We start from the raw sequence: 20,204 nt of genomic DNA, 5'->3' as shown, positions 1-20,204 counted from the left end.
TTGTCAGGCCTTTTAGGAGGCAGCAGCACAGCATTGCCAGGAAAGCAGTGCAAAGATTCTACAGATACTACACGTGCAGGGTGAATACCGTAGTTATCTGGGATGATGTGGTAACACCCATCACTCTAACGTTTGAAAACAATTGCGAGGCGAATGACATGGAGGCCGATCGAATTCTGAGGCAATATGCGGCCGGAGAAAGAAATTTTCGAGAAATTAACCTCGCCGGGGCCGACTTACAAGGGGTAAACCTCAGCGAGGCTAACTTTACCAGAGCGAATTTCCAAGACGCAAACCTCAAAGGCGCTAACCTGACGGGAGCGAACTTGCGCGAGGTGAAATTGCCAGGGGTGGACTTGACGGAAGCTAATTTGACCGAAGCAAATCTGATCGGTACTGATTTGAGCCGCGCCAATCTCAGCGGGGCTAACCTGATGGGAGCCAACCTTCGCGGCTCAATGGCGAGAGAAGTCAACATGACCAAGGCTAATTTGACGGAAGCTAATTTGACCGAAGCCAACTTTACCGAAGCGAATTTGTTTGCGGCCAACTTAACCGACGCTAGCATGATTCGCATTAATTTGATGAAAGCAAATTTGAGCTGGTCAACTCTCAAAGCGGTAAACCTGACAAATGCCATCCTTAGCGAGTCGCTTTTGGAAAGAGCGAACTTGACAACGGCTATCCTCAGCGGGGCGATGCTAAGCGGGGCCAACCTGACTGGTGCAGACTTGCGCCAAGTAACGATGGTTGGAGCTAATCTGAGCGAAGCTAATCTGAGCAATGCTAATTTGAGAGTTGCTAATGTGAGTTGGTCAACGCTGGCAAGAGCTAACTTGAGCGGTGCTAATTTGTACCGGGCAAAGCTTTGCTGGTCTAACTTTAGCGGGGCTATTTTGATGGAAGCGGTTTTGATTGATGCTAATCTCAATCGAACTAACTTCCGCGATGCAGATTTGAGGCGGGCAATTATGCCCGACGGCACAACTAATGACTCTTAAAATTTGATTGTTGACTGTTAACTGTTGACTGTTAACTGTTGACTGTTGACTGTTAACTGTTAACTACAGACTAATGACTAATGACTATCAGTGAATTATTGATTCTGGGTGCGGCCGGACTTTTTGCCGGAATTCTAGCTGGTTTTTTGGGTATCGGCGGCGGTACGGTGCTCGTACCTTTGTTGGTGGCTCTCAATTACGCTCCGGTGCAAGCGGTTGCTACTAGCGGTTTGTCGATCGTCATTACAGCTATTTCTGGCAGCATCCAGAATTGGCGCATGGGCTACCTCAGCTTGAGTCAAGTCGCCGGTATCGGATTTCCCGCCGTCATCACAGCACAAATCGGTGCTTATTTGGCGGGGATATTTCCGCCTTACTTGCTGTTACTTAGTTTTGGGCTGTTGCTGTGGCTGAATATTTATTTAATTGAAGTTCGCAAGCGCGTGACAGCTAAGAAGAAAGCGGAAGCAGAACAAGGGGAACTAGGAGGACAAGCGGGACAAGGGGAAAATCCTCAATTACCAATTACCAATTACCAATTACCACAAAATTCAAATATTTTATTCCATCCAACTTTTGCTAAAATTGCTACCGGCAGTGCTGCGGGTTTATTAGCGGGTTTGTTTGGCGTAGGCGGGGGCGTGATTATGGTTCCCCTGCAAATTTTGCTGTTAGGAGAAAGCATTAAAACTGCAATTCAAACGAGCTTGGGCGTCATCGTCATCACGGCAATTTCCGCGACTGCTGGACACGCGGCGCGCGGGAATGTTTTGTGGGTTGTGGGGTTGATTCTGGGCGGCGGCGGTTTGTTGGGGGTGCAGGTGAGCACGCGGTTTTTGCCGAGATTGCCCGATCGTATTGTGAGTTTAGCTTTCCGATCGCTCTTGGCAATCTTATCGATTTATATTTTCTGGCAAGCTTGGCAAAAATTTAGTAATGGGTAATTGGTAAGGTGCGCGGCCCGGCGCACCCTACGAAAGAAGGAGGGAAAGTGCGCGCAGCAGCCTACGAAAAACTCCTAACTAACGACTAATTTGTGGATAGTTTCTTCACGGCGCGAGTCAGACGCTGCAAATAAGGCTTGACAATTTCTTGATTTTGCCGCTTCAACTCGGAAACTTGCTGCTGCAAATGCTGCATCTCGGTTTGCAGCATTTCTGTGTCTATTGTGGGTCGATCGAGCAAATCCTGCAATTGCTTCACAGAAGCTTGGATTGTCTCCAAGTCTACTTCGTTCGATTGCTCCTGCAACTGAGCTGTAAGAGTTTTAACTTCAGTTAACTTTTCGTTCACCAATAAAAATCGGACGTTGACATTTTCCCAATCATGCTCTCTGAGGGCACTATTTTCCAAAATGCGGACTTTTTGCTGCAAATCCAACAGGATGGTGTTGAACTCCTGAGAATCGGCCGGAAGCGCCTGCGCTTGGCGTTCGAGGGAGGCTACGGCAGCTTGTACCTCGGCGATGGCGCCGGATTCCAAGCCCAGGATTTTCTGCTGCAAGTCGGAGACAGCGGTGTAGAGTTCCGCAGGTTGTCCAGGTAGTATCTGAACTTGCTGCGAGCGACGTTCTACAGCGGCCTGTACGTCCGCGATCGCAGAATTTGCCTTGTGTTGCATTTGTTGCTCGAAACGCTGGCGATTGGCGAGATTCAGCGAGAGTGCTGCGGTTAAAGGGGCAACAGCGTAGAGAATTTGGCCTGACAATCCAGCAGCAATCGCGCCAATCGCTGAACCGGCAACAGAGGCGTATTCTGCGAATTCTAGCCAATCCGGCTGGTTCGGGGCACTTCTCAAAGCTGGGAATGATGCTTTTTCAATCTTCTGCATAGCCTTTTAGTCGTAGTCTGATAGATGGCGATAGGGACATGATAAAAGCGATCGGCAAATAAATCAGGGCTATTTGTCAAATTTTCGGGATTGTGGTATTTTTATTGACCGAAAGCATCCAGGATACAAGCCCCCAGATTCATCCGTGGGGTCAATGCTTCAATCTAAAATCTAAAATCTAAAATCTAAAATCGATTGACCTCATGCCGAATACCTTGTGCGTTCAAAACGGTCAGTCTCAGGTAAAATTCAGGATTAAGTCGATCGCTCAATCAACAGTTAACTGATAACTGATAACCGTTAACCGCCGTCTGTCAGGAGTACACAGAAAATGGGTCTTAAGATTATTGAAAGCTACGATAGCAGTTTTGTCCTCGAACCTGATGCTAAAACTGCACTGTTCGGTTCATTAACCGGTGACAGCTTTCTCCAACAAGTAGCCCTACAATTGCAATGCTCGCGCATTGAGTTTGCCGAGTTACTTTTTCAGCCCGTCCCTTACAGCAGCGAGACGCCGAAGGGAATGCCTGCTGAATTTGAAAAGTATCACGAATCGAGCGATTTTGCGATCGTCAACGTCCCGCCTAATTTCATGTTCCAAGCCAAAATATTTAAACCCAGCCGCCTCTGTGCCGTTTATCGCGTTTTCAAGAGTTAGGTCAAGGCTGGTTCATCTGTGGTTTAATCTAAAATCTAAAATCTAAAATCTAAAATCGGATGACAGAAGACATTCACTCTCTCGCCAGCTTAGAATTCATTCCCTACATTGACTCCGAGGGGAAATTGCCCGATTTGATCCAGGGAAAAATTGGCGTTTACGCAATTTTTGACAGCGAGAAAGTCCTGCAATTTGTCGGTTATTCTCGCGACATTTACCTCAGCCTCAAACAGCATTTGGTACGCCAAACCCAATATTGCTACTGGCTGAAAATCCAAACTATCGACAAACCCAGCCGCACTATTCTAGAAAGCATCCGCTCGAGTTGGATTGCGGAAAACGGTTCCCAACCCCAAGGCAACGGTGTTGATGCTGCCAAGTGGAACGATCCCATCGACACAAAAACTGTGATGACTGCCCAAGAAACGGCAAATTATGAAGGTATCTTCGCCGATGAAATTGCCAAAGATAAATTGTTGAAAAATGTTGCGCGGCGCGTGGAAAATGAAATTTTTTCGCTGCTGAAAGCTCGCGGTGTAACTGAAGAAATTCGATTTAATCCCAAGTTGAAAACTAGCGGATTGCTCGATTTAAAGTAAATACAATAGTCCTTACTGCGAACAGTAGGGAAACGGCATTGCCGTTTCCCTAATTCCCGCGCCGGACACGGCAATGCCGTTTCCCTACAGATTCTCGGCTACAATCTATCTGATATATCATCTCCGTCTGTTAACATTTTAACAGTTAAGATTTAACACAGATCGGAATCTGCACAATTAACTTGGCTCCTCGGCCCGGAGCAGAAATACAACTGATTTGCCCTCGATGTTTTTCCACTACAATATCGTGACTGATTGCCAACCCTAATCCAATACCGCTGCCTACAGGCTTCGTAGTAAAAAATGGGTCAAATATCTGGTGGCGCACTTCCTCACTCATCCCACAACCGTTATCGGCAATGTGAATAACAACCGATTTATAGTTGTGAGTGGCTAATTTTGAATCTTGATTGTGCAGGGCCGATTCTGACTCACAACTTACTGAAGTGCTGATGGTAATTTTTCGGGGAGACGGTTGAGTTTGCAGGGCATCAATAGCATTACTTAGCAGGTTCATGAACACCTGATTTAATTCACTGGCGTAACAGGTGACTCTTGGCAGTTGGCTGTAGTGTTTAATGACCTCTATCTCACCAGCTTTGTTTGCTCCCTTCAGCCGGTGCTGCAAAATAACTAAAGTATTGTCAATGCCTTGATGAATATCCACTGACTTGTACTTTTGTTCGCCAAGGCGGGAGAAGTTGCGCAAAGACATCACAATTTGACTGATCCGAGAAGCACCATCTTTCATCGAATTCAGCAGTTTTGGATAATCCTCTGCGATGAATTCGGGTTGAATCTCGTCCAATTCGCCGATAATTTCTGGAACGGGGTGCGGGTAGTAATGTCGGTACAATTCCACGAGGCGAAGCAAATCTCGCGCATAGTCCGCCGCTAGAGCAAGATTGCCGTAGATAAAGCTGACGGGATTGTTGATTTCGTGAGCAATCCCTGCCGCTAGCTGACCTAAAGAAGCCATTTTTTCCTTCTGTATTAACTGAGCTTGAGTCTTCTTGAGTTCAGTTACAGTTTGTTCGAGTTGCTGGGCGTAGGATTGCGTTTGTTGAAACAACTGGCGCTGCACGAGTTGATTTGAGACGCGGGCCAGAACTTCTTGTTCGTGAAACGGTTTTGTGATATAATCTATACCACCAAGTTCAAAGGCTTTGACTTTATCAAACACTTCATTTAAAGCACTGATAAAAATAACCGGAATGTCCTTGGTTGTGGGAGAAGCTTTCAATGCTTGGCAGACTTTGTAGCCGTCCATACCGGGCATCATGATATCGAGCAAAATCAAGTCAGGAGCAGTTAATTCGATCGACCGCAGAGCTAGTTTGCCATCGGGTGCGGTGCGTGTTTTGTACCCTTGCTGCGAGAGTATTTGAGCTAAAAGTTGCAAATTAGCCGGAATATCATCAACAATTAAAATATTCCCTTTTAAAACGGGAGTTGGTTCGCGATTCATATCTAGTTTGGTAAAATAACATTTATAGGTTTGTAGTGAATTCGACCGTCCGAGCGGGTTTTATGAGGACGGTCGTACTCAATACAAACCCGATATAATATCGTTTTTATTTTATTTCGGGATGGATGAGAGCTAGTATTTGGTTGAACTGAAACTCGTTAGCCAATGCGGCTAGAGCGCTAGCTAAAGCGTCATTTCGATCGCGAATTTGTTCAATTTGGATAAGTATTAACTCTAAATCGCACTCAATTGTGGCTTTCTCTAAAGCTGCCAGCCAATCTGCGGGTAAAGCTGCAACAGTCTCTGGAGTGGGAGCTTCGATTTGAGTTGAGTCGGGAACACTCTCCGGTTCATCGTAAATGTAACGCACTCCGAGATGTTTGTGCAGGGTGGCAAAGATTTCTGTATCTCGAAAGGGTTTGTGGATAAAGTCATCGCAATCATCTGATACAGTCACGGTTCGCGCTTCCTCGGCGTTACCGGCACTCAGGGCAATAATGGGGGTAGCTTGACCTTTAACCGTGGCTTTAATACGTTTCGTCGCTTCCTGTCCATCCATCACGGGCATCCACATATCCATAAAAATTAAGTGTGGCTCAAAACTCGACCACATTTCAATAGCTTCTATGCCGTTGCTGGCTTCTTGGAGTTCAAAGTTAAAGGCAGCGAGGAGTTCGATCAGCAGTTGGCGGTTGTCGGCTCGATCGTCCACAATCAAAATACGATAGCGCTGTTGGTTGCGTTCTAGAGCTATCACCCGACGCGGCGGCTGTAGGGGTTGAGTCGCCGGAGCCTCAACGGCGCTGACGGAGATATCAAACGCGAAGGTTGTGCCGCGTCCTTCTTCACTGCGCACAGTAATGATGCCACCCATCAGCTTGATAAACTGTTGGCTGATAGCCAGCCCCAAGCCTGTTCCCTGCTGAGATGCTGCCCCTGTTTTGGTTTGCACAAACGGTTGAAAAAGCCGCTCTAACTCTTCAGGAGCCATGCCGAAACCAGTGTCTTCTATTTCAAAATGTAATTGATAATTAGTGATTGGTAATTGCTGGTTTTCACCATCCCTAACCGCACTTACTCTTACCGCAATGCCTCCTTCTTTCGTAAACTTAATAGCGTTAGAAAGCAGATTAATTAAAACTTGGCGCAACTTAAGTTGATCGGTTTGCACGTATTCGGGAATATCGCTAGAGCAGTCAAATGTTAACTGTAATTGTTGCTCCCGTGCCTGAAGTTGGAACATCTCTTTTACATCGTTCAGCAAGTTGCTTAATTTAAAGTCTGTTGGGTTGAGGGTAATGCGTCCCGCCTCTATTTTGGCTAAATCTAATATTTGATTGATCAGAGCTAGCAAGTGTTCTCCGCTGCAGTTGATAATGCGGATATTTTCCTGCTGTTCGCGACTGAGGTTGGTAGAACGCTGCATCAATTGGGAGAATCCCAGAATTGCGTTGAGCGGGGTGCGGAGTTCGTGGCTCATATTTGCCAGGAAAGTGCTTTTCGCGACGTTGGCGGCTTCTGCTGCCCAGGCGGCTTGTTGGAGCAGTAGCGATTGCTGCTGAGTGGCTTCGAGCAATTGAGCTTGTTGTAAGGCGACTCCCAGTTGAGTGCTAATTTGCACCCCAATATTGATTTCTGCTTCGCGCCAAGTGCGGGGTGCAGAATTTTGATAGCTGGCGAGCAAACCCCAAAGTTGACTGCCGCAAAATATAGGAAAAATAACGTAGGCTCTAGCTTGAAATTGCTCTAACAGTTGCAGGTAACAAGGGTTCAACCCAGCGCTGTATATGTCTTCAATTATGTGGTAAGGAACGCCTCTAGCATACATACCGCCTTGATTTCTTTGTAGATAGGTATCTCGCACTGGTTCAGCGGAGGCTTGCATAGTTTTCACGGTACAGCGAGAGTCTTCGAGGAGAGTGTTTGGAAAATTAAAATCGTCGGTTTGTTGCATCAGAGATATCCAGCCCGGAGCCAGTGATTCGGCAACAAATTCCCCGCTCCAATCAGGATTAAAACGATAGATACCGACACGATCGCATTTTAGGGTTTGTCGCAGTTCAGAGGTTGTAGTTTTGAATATTGTGTCAATATCTAAGGATTGACGGATGCGATCGATCGATCGGGCGATGGCTTGTTCCCCCTGCGCGCTTTCTCGCAAAGCTGACTCGGCTTGTTTGCGATCGCTAATATCCAAGACAGTGCCAAACAAACGCATCAACTGCCCTTTTTCATCATAAAGCGGTTTCCCTCTGACTTCTATGTAACAGAGCGAGCCATCTCTTCGGATCAGCCGCAGATCGATTTCAAAGCTTTGTCCCGACATAGCTCGATCGCGAAGTATTGTGACATAGCGCGATCGATCTTCTGGATGAAAACGCTCGATTAATTGTTCGGTTGGCAGCGGTTTTTGAGTCGGATCGAACTCGTAAATGCGATAGAGTTCCTCACTCCAAGTGGTTGTGTTTGTGGCGATATCGTGTTCCCAACTACCAATACGAGCAATTTTTTGGGCTTCCAGCAGTCGGGATTCGGCTAACTGGCGATCGCTAATGTCGCGCGCTACCCAAACCGCAGAGCGATCGGACAGCGGCGAAATTTTAGCAGCAAACCAAACTTCTTGATTATTAATCTGCTGACTGTAATCAAAACTAATCGTTTGTTTAATTTCCAATGCCTGTCGAACTTGAGCGAAATAAATCTCCTCGCTTTCCTCATGAAAAAATTGTTCGATGATCGAGTCAATCTGACTCGTCTGATAGTTGTAGTGAGAAATGCCCTTGGTAGGTATAATTTTGATCGTTTTTTCTGGTAATTCAAAAATTAATACAATATCTGCAATTGACTCAAATATTTGTAGAACTTGCTCGGTAGAAGTGTAAAGTTTTTGCTCGATTAATTGGCGCTCGGCTATTTCATATTGTAATATTTCGTTAGCACGAGCTAAGGCGTAGGTACGTTCCGCAACTTCGGCTTCTAAAGTGCAATTGTAGTCAGTTAATATTTTTTCAGATTGTTTGCGCTGTGCGATGTTATAAAAAATAATCAGGGCATAAATAATGTTTCCGCCTTCATCGAAAATTGGTGTGGCGCGCACCTCAAAAGGAATAAATTTCCCATCTCGATGAAGTTCTAAATCGTCAAGGAACACCGTTTCGCCGCGCAGCGCTCGGAATGCGGGCAGTTCTTCAGTTGGATACGGCTGGTTTTTGCGGTACATTTGATAAACTTTTACTGCTTCTTGTAAAGTCGTATCGGGGATAGTTTCTACGCCGAGCCAATGCTTGGCAGTTTCGTTGAAGTACACGGCTTTACCGGAGGCATCGTGGATAGATACTCCCGCAGGTATGGCTTCGATAAATTGCTTCAGTTGGCTCTCGCTCTGCGCTAAAGCTTCATTTAAAGATTTTTGGTCTGTAAAAGCCTGTTGCAGTTGTGCTGCCATAAGATTAAAGGAATTGGTCAATTCTCCGACTTCATCCAAGCGTCTAATTTCTAAAGGTCGATCCCATTTTCCTTTTGCAACATTTTTGGCGGCGGTATTCAAGCGCATAATTGGCTTTGTCACCCAACGGGAAGTCAACAATGCGATCGCGATCGCCAGCGGCAGCGTACCGGCGCACAACCACAATGTGTTGCGTGTATTTGCTTGAAGGCGAGCGATGAAATCAGACTCTGGCACCACCACCACAATCAACCAATCCAAGCCACGGAAATCTCGATAAGGAGTGACGCGGACAAACTGCCGCTCGCGATCGCGGTTGTTCGCCAGGGTAATTTTCTGAGTTGTTTGCAGGGTGCGGAAGTTGCCGAATCGGTTGGCGAGTTGTCGAGCAATATCTCGCGTTCGGGCGTCCTTGCTGTTGAGGGCTAGCAATGGCGTCGGTTGGTTTTTTGCTTGCGTCACCAAGGGTGTTTCTCGTGTGGATGTGGCAATCAGATTCCCCGATCGATCCATTATAAAAGTCTGTCCCGATGCAGAGAAGTGCAGCCGAGCCAGAAAGGTATTGATTGCCGACAGCCCATCAGGATCGGTGAGGCGATCGCTAATCCGCTCTCCTACTTGTTCGATTAGCTGATGCGCTACATTCTCGACTGATTCCTGACCGCTTTTGAAACAAAGAAAGCTCGCTAGCCCGACTACACTTATCGTTTGCAAAACAAACGGAACAATCAGAACCGTTCGCAGGGGCAGCTTGCTGAAAAGTTTGGCGGCTGGGCGGTTGAAGGGATAAATGGGCATGGGTGTGAACCAATTGTGCTGGCGATCGAATTTTAACTGCTGTGGTCTGCCTTCACCCCGGCAATTGTTGCGCCTGGTAGGCTCTGAAATTTTCCTCCGGGTTCAATATAGCCAACTACCAGCGAAGATTGGGCGCGGCTGTCAAAATTTGCCTCTGTCAGTTCTGTTTCTAGCTGTTTTGCTGTTGATTCATTTCTACTAACAAAAACAGCCAGAGTTTTTATATGTTGTTTTTGTGTATGGGAAATCATATCGTTAATTAACAGCTCGATTAATGGCTTATTATTCGGCAGATAACTGCCCATAACTTGAATTTTAATTTCTGTTTGATTTCCCTCTGCATCTGTCAAAATCAAGCTAGAGGAGCTTTCGGAAATTTTATTAATAGTTTGATTGGGATGCTGGAATTGCAACCATTTAACAACGGCAGCCTCTGTTGCGGCTACTGATTCGTGCAGCCGATCCGCCAAAGCATAGAAAGCCTCATTATCTTCTCGGTGAGCAAGTACGTAAGCTCGCAATTCCTTTCTGCTCATAGCTTGAAAATTAGGCTTGTTCATCACAGTATCTCCATTGCCCGTTAGGATAAATCTCTATTTCAATAGTTTCACCAGCCAAAATATACAGGTAATTTGTGCGTTCATCGAGCCGCACTATGTAGATAGGCTGATACATATTTGTTAATTCATAGCAAACTACAAAGCATTTGAGTAACTGCGCTGCTGTAGGAATAATTTTTCCTCCTTCACTCTCGCACTTTTGGTTGTTTAGTTTACAAGAGTCAGAGTTTGCAGTAACGCCCGATCGCGTTACTGCAAATTTGTTAACTTGGCTAAAACGGCGGCGAATACAGCGGGTTCGATCGGCTTTGTTAAGTGTTCGTTGTAACCGGCGGCGATCGCCTGTTCGCGGTCTTGTTCGCTAGCATAAGCTGTCAGCGCCACGGCCGGCAAGCGCTTGATTTTGTCGGATGCGGACGATCGCACTTTGCGGATCAGCGAGTCGCCGTCCTCAACGGGCATAGCGATATCGCTGACTAAAATATCCGGCGGCGACTGCTGTAAAATGTCGATCGCCTCTGCAGCCGAAGCAGCCGCAGTCGCAGTCGCCCCCAACTCTTCGATCGCCACAATCAAAAACTCGCGGTTGTCGGGTTCGCCGTCAACTACCAATACCTTTAAACCTGCCAAAATACCCGGACGGATTTGAGGGGATTTGCTTTCCTCTCTCAACTTTGACTGATATTTCCGACGCTGTTTGAGCGGCAGTTTCACCGTAAATGTCGCACCCTTGTTTTTACCGGGACTTTCCGCAGTCACAGTGCCACCGTGGAGTTCCACCAAGTGCCGGACGATCGCCAATCCCAGTCCCAAACCGTTTTGATGCTTAGTAATCGAGCCGTCTGCTTGTCGAAAGCGATCGAACACGTAGGGCAGAAACTCTTGGGAAATGCCCTTTCCGGTATCGCTGACAGTAATTTGCACGTAATTAGGTGATGAGGAATCGGTAACAGCTACCGCCGATAAGCGCAGTTCCACATTTCCCCCCGAAGGCGTAAACTTGACGGCGTTAGTCAGCAAATTCGACACTACCTGCTGCACCCTCGGGGCGTCGCCCCACATCAAGCTGACTGCGGGGTCAAATTCTGAGGAAACGGTGACAGACTTAGCCTTGGCCGCCAAACGAACTGATCTCAGAGCAAACTCAATCGTCTGTCTCATGATGAACCAGCCGGGTTTCAGAGCCAGCTTACCTTGAATAATCCGGGAAACATCGAGCAAATCTTCCACTACCTGCACCTGCACCCTCGACTGACGCTCGATCGCTTCCAAACCGGAAGCTAAATCCTCTGCGGTGTACGGGCGGGTGCGCAACCTCTGTGCCCAGCCCATAATCACATTTAGAGGCGTGCGCAATTCGTGGGAAAGAGTGGCTAGAAATTCGTCTTTCAGGCGGTTGATGGCTTCTGCTTGGACCCGCGCGGCCTGTTCGCGATCGAGCAACTGAGCGCGTTGGGCCTCCAGTTGCTTGCGATCGCTGATGTCGGTGACGATCGACATACAGTTGATGTTCCCGTTGCTGTCGCGGACTTGAGTTGCCCACAAACTGATGTCGATCGAGCTGCCGTCTTTCCTTTGGCGCTGGGTTTCCATGTCGGCGATCGCGTTTCCTTGGCGAATTCGTTTCAAATTCGCCATGAATTCCTCCCGCTTGTCTGCGGGAACGCTGGGCGCAAATTGACCTACCGCCTCTGATTCGGACCAGCCAAAAATCCTCTCGGCGGCTGGGTTCCACATTTTCACAGTGCCGTCGTCGGTACTCAAAACGGTAATTGCCAGGGGACAAGCCTGAATCAAGGCTTCCAAAGTTTGATTGAGGTGCGATCGCGCTGCTTCTGCTTGTTTGCGATCGGTGATATCGACGTTCACTCCGATCGTCCGCCAAGGCAAACCGCGATCGTCGGGAAACCCCTTAGCCCTGCAAGCAATCCAGCCCACGCTTTTGTCGGGGCGGCAAATGCGGAACTCAATGTTTAATTCCTCCCCGGAAGCCCCCGCAGCTTTTACCTGCTGTTCGGTAACAGCGCGATCGTCTGGATGCAGTATTTGGGCCCAACTTTGATAGCTGTCTAAAGCGCCGATCGGCAGCCCGTACAAAGCCTCTAATTCCGGCGTACACGCGAGATCGTCGGTTTGGACGTTCCATTCAAAAGTTCCGATTTTGCCTGCTTGCTGAGCGATTTGCAGCCGTTCTTGATTCTTTTTGAGTTCTGCTTCCACCCGCGATATCTCGGTCAAGTCGATGTAAAATGCGACGATCGTCTCTGGTTCGCGAGCGTCCGGGCACAGGATCGTGCCGCCCATCAGAATCGGCACGCGGCTGCCATCTTTGCGGATGTACTCTTTCTTGAAAGGAGTTGCGACTCCCTTAACTCGCAGTTCTTGCGCCGCCACGGCGTCGAGGTGCAGGTATTCGGGGGGGGTCATCCTGTCCCACCGCATTTGACCGGAGAGCAAATCTGAGCGGGTGTAGCCGACCATGTTGAGCAGGGATTGGTTGGCGTAGGCGATGCGGCCGCTCAAATCGCCGATCGCGACTCCGAAAATATTTGACTCGAACAGCCGCCGGAATATGGCTTCGCTTTGCTGCACTACTCGTTTTGCTTGGTTGCGATCGGTGATTTCCGCAACCACGGTGCTGACTCCCAGCAGTGTTCCGGATTCATCGATCGCGGGGTAAAAGCTGATTTGCCAATCCCGCAAAACTCCGGGCTGTTGCAGGGTTTCGGCCTTAATTTCCAAGTCGAGCACGGGGGTTTGCGTCGCCAGCACTTGGCGGTAAATCGGCTCTAGCATATCGGCGATTTCCGGACTCGCTTCTCTAACGGTGCGCCCGAGGTACTCTGCGATCGAGCGGCCGTTGATCTGAGCGAGGCATTCGTTGATGCGGATGTAGCGCAAATTGGTATCGACAAAGCACAGCCCGACTGGTGTGGTGTTGTAAACTAAGTCGAGTTCTGCTAGTTGGCGGCGAAGACGTATTTCGTTTTCTAGAAGTTGGTTTTGGGCTTGTTTGCGATCGGTGATATCTAGTACGAAGAATGCTCCTTTGTCTTTGCATCCTTGGAAGTTTCCGCCGCCAACAAAAACTGGGAAGCGCGTGCCGTCTTTGCGGAGATATTCTTTTTCAAAAGGCGCGCAACTTCCTTCTGCTTCGACTTGCGCCAAGGCGATGCGATCGAGTTCTAGATATTCCGGCGCTGTGAGTTCGATCCAGCGGATCTGTCCAGAAACTAAGTCTTCCCTCGTATATCCGATCATTTCCAGCAAGGCGTCGTTAGCGTCAGTAACTTCGCCGTTGGCATCCCAGAAACCGATGCCGATCATGTTAGATTCTACCACGCTGCGGCAGCGCATTTCGCTTTCCCGCAAAGCTAATTCTGTTTGTTTGGCTGCGGTTATATCTGTGATAATTAGGCCGACTCCGATTATTTCTTCTCTTTCATTTTTCACTGGGTAGTAGTTGGCGAGCCAGTAACCGAAATATCCCGGTTTCCCATCAGGTTCCCCGCTCATTTCTAAGTTTAAAACAGGCTGACCTGTTTCTAAAACTTGCTGAATTATCGGCGCAAATTTTGCTGCATGTTCTGGCAACAATTGGCGAAAGTCTTGGCCGAGATGCTGTTCTATCGGCAAACCGTTGAGTTCTGCTAATACTTGATTGATACGGATGAAGCGCATTTCGCGATCCATAAAGCAAATCGCTAGGGGAGATGCTTCTAACAGCGCGTCAATTAAGGCAAAGGATTGCGCTGTTTGAGATAGTGCTTGCTGCGCTTCTGCATAAAGTCTGGCGTTGTCGAGGGCGATCGCGACGCGGTATGCTAAATCTTCTAGCATTGCCATGTCTTCTGCACTGTAGCGGCGGCCCAACTTTGAGGTAAAGCAAGTGATGCAACCCATTACCCGCCCGCGCGCTTTCAGCGGTACGCAAGCGTGCGATCCCATATTGAGCGATCGCAATATTTCTATTTCTGCTGCATTTTCGCATCCTGCTGCTAAAATTTCCTCATCCACTTCGGCAATTAGTTCGGATGTTCCGGTGCGGATTACCAGCGGATAGCCGTTAGTAGCATTGTCGGCGATCGGACTGCGGATTCTCAAGTTATTCAGAGTATCAACTATAGAGGCTTCTGCGTGAGCTGCAGCGACTCGACGCACTTTTGAGTCGGTTTCGGTCAAATGAATGCAGCACCCGTCGGCGATCGAATTTACTGCTAATTCTGCTACCTTTTGCAGCACCGTTTCCCCGTCAAACGCATCAGCCAGCATTTTGCTGACTTCTGCTAAAAATGCCGAGCGCTGCTGTTCTATTTCCGCTTTTTCTCTCGCTGCTTGCTCGATTGTTAACTGAAATCTTTGAGTTTCTGCAAGTTTGAGTTCTGTGATATCGCGGGCGACAATTAAGGCGGATTCTGGTACGCCGTCTTTGCCAAATTCTGGAACTACGCGGGATTGATAACTTCGGATACCGTTGGTTGAGAAAGCCTGAAATTCGATGATTTCTTCTCGACCTGTTTCTAACACTTTATGCAGCGTTTCATCCCACACCTGGCACAGGTCCGGCGGCACTCCTATTTCTTGACTGGTTTTTCCCAGGAAGAATGAAAGCGGTTTTTCTTGGCTTGTTTCAACTGCTTTGTTGACATACATATAACGCAGTTTTTTGTTCGTGCGGATAATGATATCTGGCGTATTTTCTAGCAGCGTTCTCAGTTGCTGTTCGCTGCTTGCCAAAGCTGCTTGCGCTTGTTGTCTTTCCGTGATATCTCTCACCGTACCCACGTATCCGATGAGTTCGCCGGAGTCGGAGAACATCCGCGAGGAACAAACGTTAATCCAGCGCACAATCCCCTCTGGTGTTTGCAAGCGATACTCGATCGCATATTCCCCACCTTCCCGAGTATAATCCAGCCATCGGGCTAATACGCGATCGCAGTCTTCCGGGTGGATGCAATTCTCCCAACCGTCTCCTAAAAGTTCTGCCAAACTCAAGCCGCAAATAGCCTGACAGTGAGGGTTTGCGTAGGTGTAGCGACCCTCAAAATCGGCCATAAAAATGCCGACCGGCGAACAGGAACTTAAACAGCGAAATCGTTCTTCTTGAGCTTGCAGCGCTTCTTTAGCTACTGTTAGTTCTGCTGTGCGCTCTTTGACGTGGCTTTCTAGCTTAGTGTAGGATAAAGCCAGGGCTATTTCTGCTTTTTGGCGGTCAGTAATATCGATGCCAGTTGCTATCACATATTCTACCAAGCCCGCGCCATCGGTCGTCACAGTATTCGACCAATAAATTAAGCGTTTATCGCCCTTTTTAGTGCGCCAATAGTTTTGATATTCGCTGTGAAAATGTCCTGCTTTGAGTTCGCTAAAAACTGTTTTAACTGGTTCTATTTCTTCCGTAATTAAAAACAAATCCCACACATATTTATTGACAACTTCTGCTGTCGAGTAGCCTGTGGTTTTTTCGCAAGCTTGGTTGAAGCGGACAATCCGTCCTTGGCTATCGAGAACTACAATCAAGGAAGCCGTCGTGTCAATTACTTTTGAACTAATTTTACGTTCTATTTCTAATTCTTTTTCTGCGGACTTTAAGCCAGCATACCAAGCGCTAACCACTGCTGCGGTCAAAAGTAAGATTGCAGGAGCGACATTGAATGAAAACAATAACAGAGCGGTCAGCAGTAAAGCCGTGCCGGCACTAAATGTAGCAATGCTGTAAGATTGAATGGGTAAGGGCAAGACCTCAAACTGGCTCATTTTTTTTGACCTGTAGCGCTGGCGCGATCGCACTATTGCTTATGTCGATGAAACAACCTTGTTAAAACTAAGCTAAAACTAAGTTAAAACTTATCATCTATTTTTTCTCTAGAAAACCACATTTGTCGGCGCTGTGTCATCTTCCCCGCGACAGATTTGCAGCGGGATTAGTGCTAAATAAACTGCTATTCTAGATGAAGGGACAAATTCGATCGGCTAATTTCTGGGAGTAATAAGCGAGTGAATAACAAGCTGGCAAAAATTATCGGATTATTTTTCGCAGCCGCCACCCTCTTTGGATTCGTCGGTTACGCGCTTCAAAATCCTAACTCGGCCAGCAATTCAGCGATGTCGATCGGCTTCCCCAATCTTACCATCGCGGCTGTCGGCGCGATCGACAACAAACGCGACCAAATATATCTCAACGGAACTTGGCAATTTGTCCCGGCACTTGGCAACTCCCAAAAACCCCCCGTCTCTCCAAGTTGGGGTTCCATCTCAGTGCCCGGAGACTGGCAAAAAGAAAACAACCAATCCGTACCCGGAATCATCACTCGCGGCACCGGCAAAGATTGGGAAAACTTTAACAGCCAACAACTATCAAAAGCTTGGTATCAGAGAAATATAGACATTCCCGACAACTGGAGAAACCGCCGAGTTTTTATCGACTTAGCCAGAGTCAGCACCGATGCAGTCATCTTTGTCAACGGCATTAACTGCGGTCAAATCGCATGGCCTTACGGCACTATTGAAATTACCAAAGCAGCAAAACTAGGTCAAAACACCCTGTCTATTTTAGTCGTGGCAGTATCCGACGAAAAGGAAAAAGCCGTCATCATGGGTCCCACTGAAATCTACACAGAAAAATCCAAGTTGCAATCGCGGGGAATCATCGGCGAAGTGCGACTTCTGGCCGTTCCTCCAGGCCCGCTAATTAGCGACGTGTTCGTCCAAACTTCCACCAGAAAAAAGCAAGTTAAATTAGATATAGAACTCAAAGACGTTGCCCAAAGCGGTCAAGTTGAATTAATCGCACAAATGCTAGACGACCAAGGCAAAGTCGAACAAAAATTCACCGGAACCGCCAGGGTTAAAGCTAAAGCAATTCAAACCGTACAAGTCCAGTGGAATTGGCCAAATCCCCGTATTTGGGAGGTCGCTAAACCAAACCTTTACACCCTGCAATTAGAAGTAAAAGGTAGCGGCGTTAACACGCAATACGACCAACCTTTTGGCTTCCGCGAATTTTGGATAGAAGGGCGCAAATTTTTCTTAAATGGAACTGAATTTCGGCTGCGACCAAACTTGCACTCGGATTCTTGGCAAGGCGGGACAGTAGAAGTTTCTGACAGCCTAATTGATGGCTACGTAAAAGCCGGTTTTAACATAACAGAAATGTGGCCTTGGAATCACGACGAACGGGGTAGGTGGCACTTCCGAGAGTTATTTGCGGAAAGAGCAGACCTCAAAGGTTTTCCAATTATGGCTCCCGCTTTAGACATTAGTCCTATCGCTTGGAACGGCAAGTGGAAGAACCCCCTGTGGAAAAACCGCTGGAAAGCCCGAATGGTGACTGAAATGCGCCGCTACCGCAATCATCCATCAGTATTAATGTGGGCGACAAGTCCTAATTTTTTCGGCAACGGTGACGACCTAAATCCCCGTCGCATCGGCAAAAGCAAGGTAGAAGGAACTCTCAGTCCCTCGGAAAACCAGCGTTTGCGGGCCAACACTCCCCTAGGAAATGACGCTATAGCTGCGATTAAATCGGCTGACCCAACCAGACCTGTGATGGTACACCAAGGCGCCAACTTCGGCGATGTTTATGCCCTGAATACTTATTTAAATATGATTCCCTTGCAAGAACGGGAAGAGTGGATTTCTGAGTGGAGCAAAACCGGGGAAAGGCCCTACATGGCAGTCGAGTTTGGGACTCCTCTGCACGCAACGATAATGCGGGGCCGCAAAGGTTTTGGTCAGGCAATTCTCAGCGAACCTTGGATGACTGAGTTTGCGGCAATTTATTTTGGCAAGCAGGCTTACGAGTTGGAAACTGCCGCTTATAAAGCTACAATTCGCGAGCAATTTGTTAAGGGTCAGGAGTATCAAAGCTGGCATTTTAAACAAGAGTTAGATTTTGCACCAGCTTTTCAAAAGTTGCAGGAGTTATTCAGTACAAATACTTGGCGGAGTTGGCGGACTTTGGCAATGTCTGGCGGGATGATTCCTTGGAATGACGGACACGGTTGGGAAGTTTCCGAGGCTGGCAAAAATAAGGTAGATATTGGGCCCTTTCAACCTGGTCGCCGGGGAGTTTATTTGAAGCAAGTCTCGAATAATCTTTTGAATTATTTGCAGCCAGAAGGTTACACTGTTCATCCTGGGGGCGAGGCAATTATGAAGAATAATAGCTCCACTTTGGCTTGGATTGCTGGTGCTAGCCCGGTTTTTACTGCGAAAGATCGCAATTTGTTTGTGGGCGGAAAACTGGCAAAGCAAGTAGTGTTAATTAACGATACGCGGGCGCCACAAGAATTTTCGTTTAATTGGCGGGTTTTGGTGGGGGGGAAAGAACTAAATAAAGGCGAGGCAAAAGGGACGATTGAGTCGGCAGGAACGCTGTTTTTTCCAATAGACGTAAATTTGCCAAATACCATTTCTAGCAAGGCTGACGGCGAAATTCGCTTGACTGCGCGAGTGGGCGAGCGATCGCATTCTGATACATTTGCTTTCCGGGTTTTCCCCAATCCACCCAACATTAAAGATTCGGTGACAATCTTCGATCCAGCGGGCAAAACATCGGCAATGTTAAAAGAATTAGGTCATCAGCTTGTACCGTGGAATGGTTCGCAAGTTTCATCGCTATTAATTATCGGTAGGGAAGCATTTTCTAGCGGAGAAAATTTGCCGGGAAGTTTAGAAAGTTTTGTGCGAAACGGCGGCAAAGCAATTGTGTTTCCTCAGCGCTGGGAATGGCTGGAAAATACGGGTTTCCGGGTTGCTGCCCACGTCAGCCGCCGCGCTTATCCAGTTAACAGCAACCATCCCGCAATTAGCGGTTTAGACAGTGAAGATTTGCGGGATTGGGTGGGGGAAAGCACGCTGCTTGAAGCTTATCCAGATACGATCCAAACTGGCCCCAATTTGAGTCCGGCAAATAAACATTGGTACGGCTGGCATTGGGGAAATCGCGGCGGTGTCAGCAGCGCTTCTATTGAGAAGCCGCACCGCAGCGGTTGGCGCCCAATTTTGGAATCTGAGTTTGATTTAGCTTATTCGCCACTGATGGAATTGGATTACGGAAAAGGGCGGTTGATTTTAAACGAGTTGGATTTGGAAGACCATTATTCTGTAGATGCTGGGGCGGCGCAGTTACTGCAACAAATTGTGAGTTACGGGATGAATTCTCCGGTGGTTGGAAAGCCGGATAAAGTGGTTTTAATTGGGGGAGATGGGGATGCGCAGAAGTTGGACAGTCTGGGGGTAATTTATCAGCGCGCTAATTCGCTTTATAATGATGTTGGTTTGGCAATTGTGGGGACAGATGCGAATCTGAAAGATGCAGATTTGCGCGGTTATTTGAATGCTGGTGGGAAGGCGTTTTTCTTGCCGCGTCAAGTGCCTGTTGCGGGTTTGGGCGTGGGTTTGCAGCAAGCGCAGGATTTCGGGGGTTCGCTGGCGGTTCCGAGTTGGGATGAGGTGAAGGGGGTTAGTGCTTCAGATTTGCGATCGCGCTCTTTTTATGATACTTGGTTGATTAAGTCTGGGGGAGAAATCGGCGCTGACGGTTTGTTAAGTCGGCTAAAAGTGGGCAAGGGTGTGGCGATTTTTTCTCAGATTGAACCGGACAGTTTAAATGCTGATACTAAGACTTATTTGCGTTTTACTCGCTGGCGGCAAACCAGGGCAAATGCTCAGATTATGGCTAATTTAGGGGCGAGTTTTAAGGCGGATGAATCTGTGTTTAACGGTTCGAGTCGGGAGTTTTATCACTGGGATTACAAGAAGGATTTTGAGAATGGGGACGATCCTTATCGGTATTATCGATGGTAGGATTTTTGAACCGCAGATTAACGCGGATTAACGCG

General features: G+C 47.7%; 11 protein-coding genes. 5 read left to right on the top strand and 6 right to left on the bottom strand.

What is annotated here, in order from left to right; all coding sequences use genetic code 11:
- Positions 1 to 158: 158 nt before the first annotated feature.
- Both E5S67_RS08325 and E5S67_RS08320 read left to right on the top strand, forming a co-directional pair.
- A complete protein-coding gene (locus E5S67_RS08325) occupies positions 159 to 1,001 on the top strand; it encodes a pentapeptide repeat-containing protein (RefSeq protein WP_172186617.1) in 843 nt (280 codons plus the stop codon).
- Between the two features lie 80 nt (positions 1,002 to 1,081).
- Positions 1,082 to 1,945, top strand: coding sequence for a sulfite exporter TauE/SafE family protein (locus tag E5S67_RS08320; RefSeq protein ID WP_172186593.1), 864 nt, complete (start codon positions 1,082 to 1,084; stop codon positions 1,943 to 1,945).
- Between the two features lie 85 nt (positions 1,946 to 2,030).
- Here E5S67_RS08320 and E5S67_RS08315 read toward each other — a convergent pair whose 3' ends face one another.
- Entirely contained in the window at positions 2,031 to 2,831 is an 801-nt protein-coding gene (locus E5S67_RS08315; RefSeq protein WP_172186592.1) for a hypothetical protein, read from the bottom strand.
- A gap of 331 nt (positions 2,832 to 3,162) precedes the next feature.
- On the opposite strand from E5S67_RS08315, the gene E5S67_RS08310 reads away from it, so the two are divergent.
- The gene (locus E5S67_RS08310; RefSeq protein ID WP_172186591.1) at positions 3,163 to 3,489 is read left to right on the top strand and encodes a hypothetical protein; all 327 of its coding nucleotides are present in this window, start codon (positions 3,163 to 3,165) and stop codon (positions 3,487 to 3,489) included.
- Between the two features lie 59 nt (positions 3,490 to 3,548).
- Positions 3,549 to 4,088 carry a GIY-YIG nuclease family protein gene (locus E5S67_RS08305; RefSeq protein ID WP_172186590.1) on the top strand — a complete coding sequence of 180 codons (540 nt, stop codon included), beginning with the start codon at positions 3,549 to 3,551 and terminating at the stop codon, positions 4,086 to 4,088.
- Between the two features lie 145 nt (positions 4,089 to 4,233).
- On the opposite strand, the gene E5S67_RS08300 is transcribed toward E5S67_RS08305, so the two are convergent.
- The 5 genes from E5S67_RS08300 to E5S67_RS08285 form a co-directional block, all read right to left on the bottom strand.
- A complete protein-coding gene (locus E5S67_RS08300) occupies positions 4,234 to 5,556 on the bottom strand; it encodes a hybrid sensor histidine kinase/response regulator (RefSeq protein ID WP_172186589.1) in 1,323 nt (440 codons plus the stop codon).
- Between the two features lie 106 nt (positions 5,557 to 5,662).
- A complete protein-coding gene (locus tag E5S67_RS08295) occupies positions 5,663 to 9,799 on the bottom strand; it encodes an ATP-binding protein (RefSeq protein WP_172186588.1) in 4,137 nt (1,378 codons plus the stop codon).
- Between the two features lie 32 nt (positions 9,800 to 9,831).
- Positions 9,832 to 10,359, bottom strand: coding sequence for a DUF6887 family protein (locus E5S67_RS08290; RefSeq protein ID WP_172186563.1), 528 nt, complete (start codon positions 10,357 to 10,359; stop codon positions 9,832 to 9,834).
- Positions 10,346 to 10,531, bottom strand: a complete 186-nt coding sequence (locus E5S67_RS34670) for a DUF6888 family protein (protein WP_422614725.1) — start codon at positions 10,529 to 10,531, stop codon at positions 10,346 to 10,348. The genes E5S67_RS08290 and E5S67_RS34670 overlap by 14 nt, the downstream gene beginning before the upstream one ends.
- A 77-nt stretch (positions 10,532 to 10,608) precedes the next feature.
- Positions 10,609 to 16,116 (bottom strand): PAS domain S-box protein, encoded by a 5,508-nt coding sequence (locus E5S67_RS08285; RefSeq protein ID WP_172186587.1) that lies wholly within the window; start codon positions 16,114 to 16,116, stop codon positions 10,609 to 10,611.
- 240 nt (positions 16,117 to 16,356) lie between these two features.
- On the opposite strand from E5S67_RS08285, the gene E5S67_RS08280 reads away from it, so the two are divergent.
- On the top strand, positions 16,357 to 20,169 hold the full coding sequence (locus E5S67_RS08280; RefSeq protein WP_172186586.1) for a glycoside hydrolase family 2 TIM barrel-domain containing protein: 3,813 nt from the start codon (positions 16,357 to 16,359) through the stop codon (positions 20,167 to 20,169).
- Positions 20,170 to 20,204: the final 35 nt, after the last annotated feature.

Source organism: Microcoleus asticus IPMA8 (assembly GCF_013179805.1).
Taxonomy (GTDB): domain Bacteria; phylum Cyanobacteriota; class Cyanobacteriia; order Cyanobacteriales; family Microcoleaceae; genus Microcoleus; species Microcoleus asticus.
Note: the sequence above shows the minus strand (reverse complement) of the source record. Positions and strands in the feature narration are given on the sequence as shown.

Excerpts from the sequence above, each read along its gene's own strand:
- E5S67_RS08325 (WP_172186617.1), top strand. The coding sequence starts at position 159 with ATGGAGGCCGATCGAATTCTGAGGCAATATGCGGCCGGAGAAAGAAAT.
- E5S67_RS08320 (WP_172186593.1), top strand. The coding sequence starts at position 1,082 with ATGACTATCAGTGAATTATTGATTCTGGGTGCGGCCGGACTTTTTGCC.
- E5S67_RS08315 (WP_172186592.1), bottom strand. The coding sequence starts at position 2,831 with ATGCAGAAGATTGAAAAAGCATCATTCCCAGCTTTGAGAAGTGCCCCG.
- E5S67_RS08310 (WP_172186591.1), top strand. The coding sequence starts at position 3,163 with ATGGGTCTTAAGATTATTGAAAGCTACGATAGCAGTTTTGTCCTCGAA.
- E5S67_RS08305 (WP_172186590.1), top strand. The coding sequence starts at position 3,549 with ATGACAGAAGACATTCACTCTCTCGCCAGCTTAGAATTCATTCCCTAC.
- E5S67_RS08300 (WP_172186589.1), bottom strand. The coding sequence starts at position 5,556 with ATGAATCGCGAACCAACTCCCGTTTTAAAAGGGAATATTTTAATTGTT.
- E5S67_RS08295 (WP_172186588.1), bottom strand. The coding sequence starts at position 9,799 with ATGCCCATTTATCCCTTCAACCGCCCAGCCGCCAAACTTTTCAGCAAG.
- E5S67_RS08290 (WP_172186563.1), bottom strand. The coding sequence starts at position 10,359 with ATGAACAAGCCTAATTTTCAAGCTATGAGCAGAAAGGAATTGCGAGCT.
- E5S67_RS08285 (WP_172186587.1), bottom strand. The coding sequence starts at position 16,116 with ATGAGCCAGTTTGAGGTCTTGCCCTTACCCATTCAATCTTACAGCATT.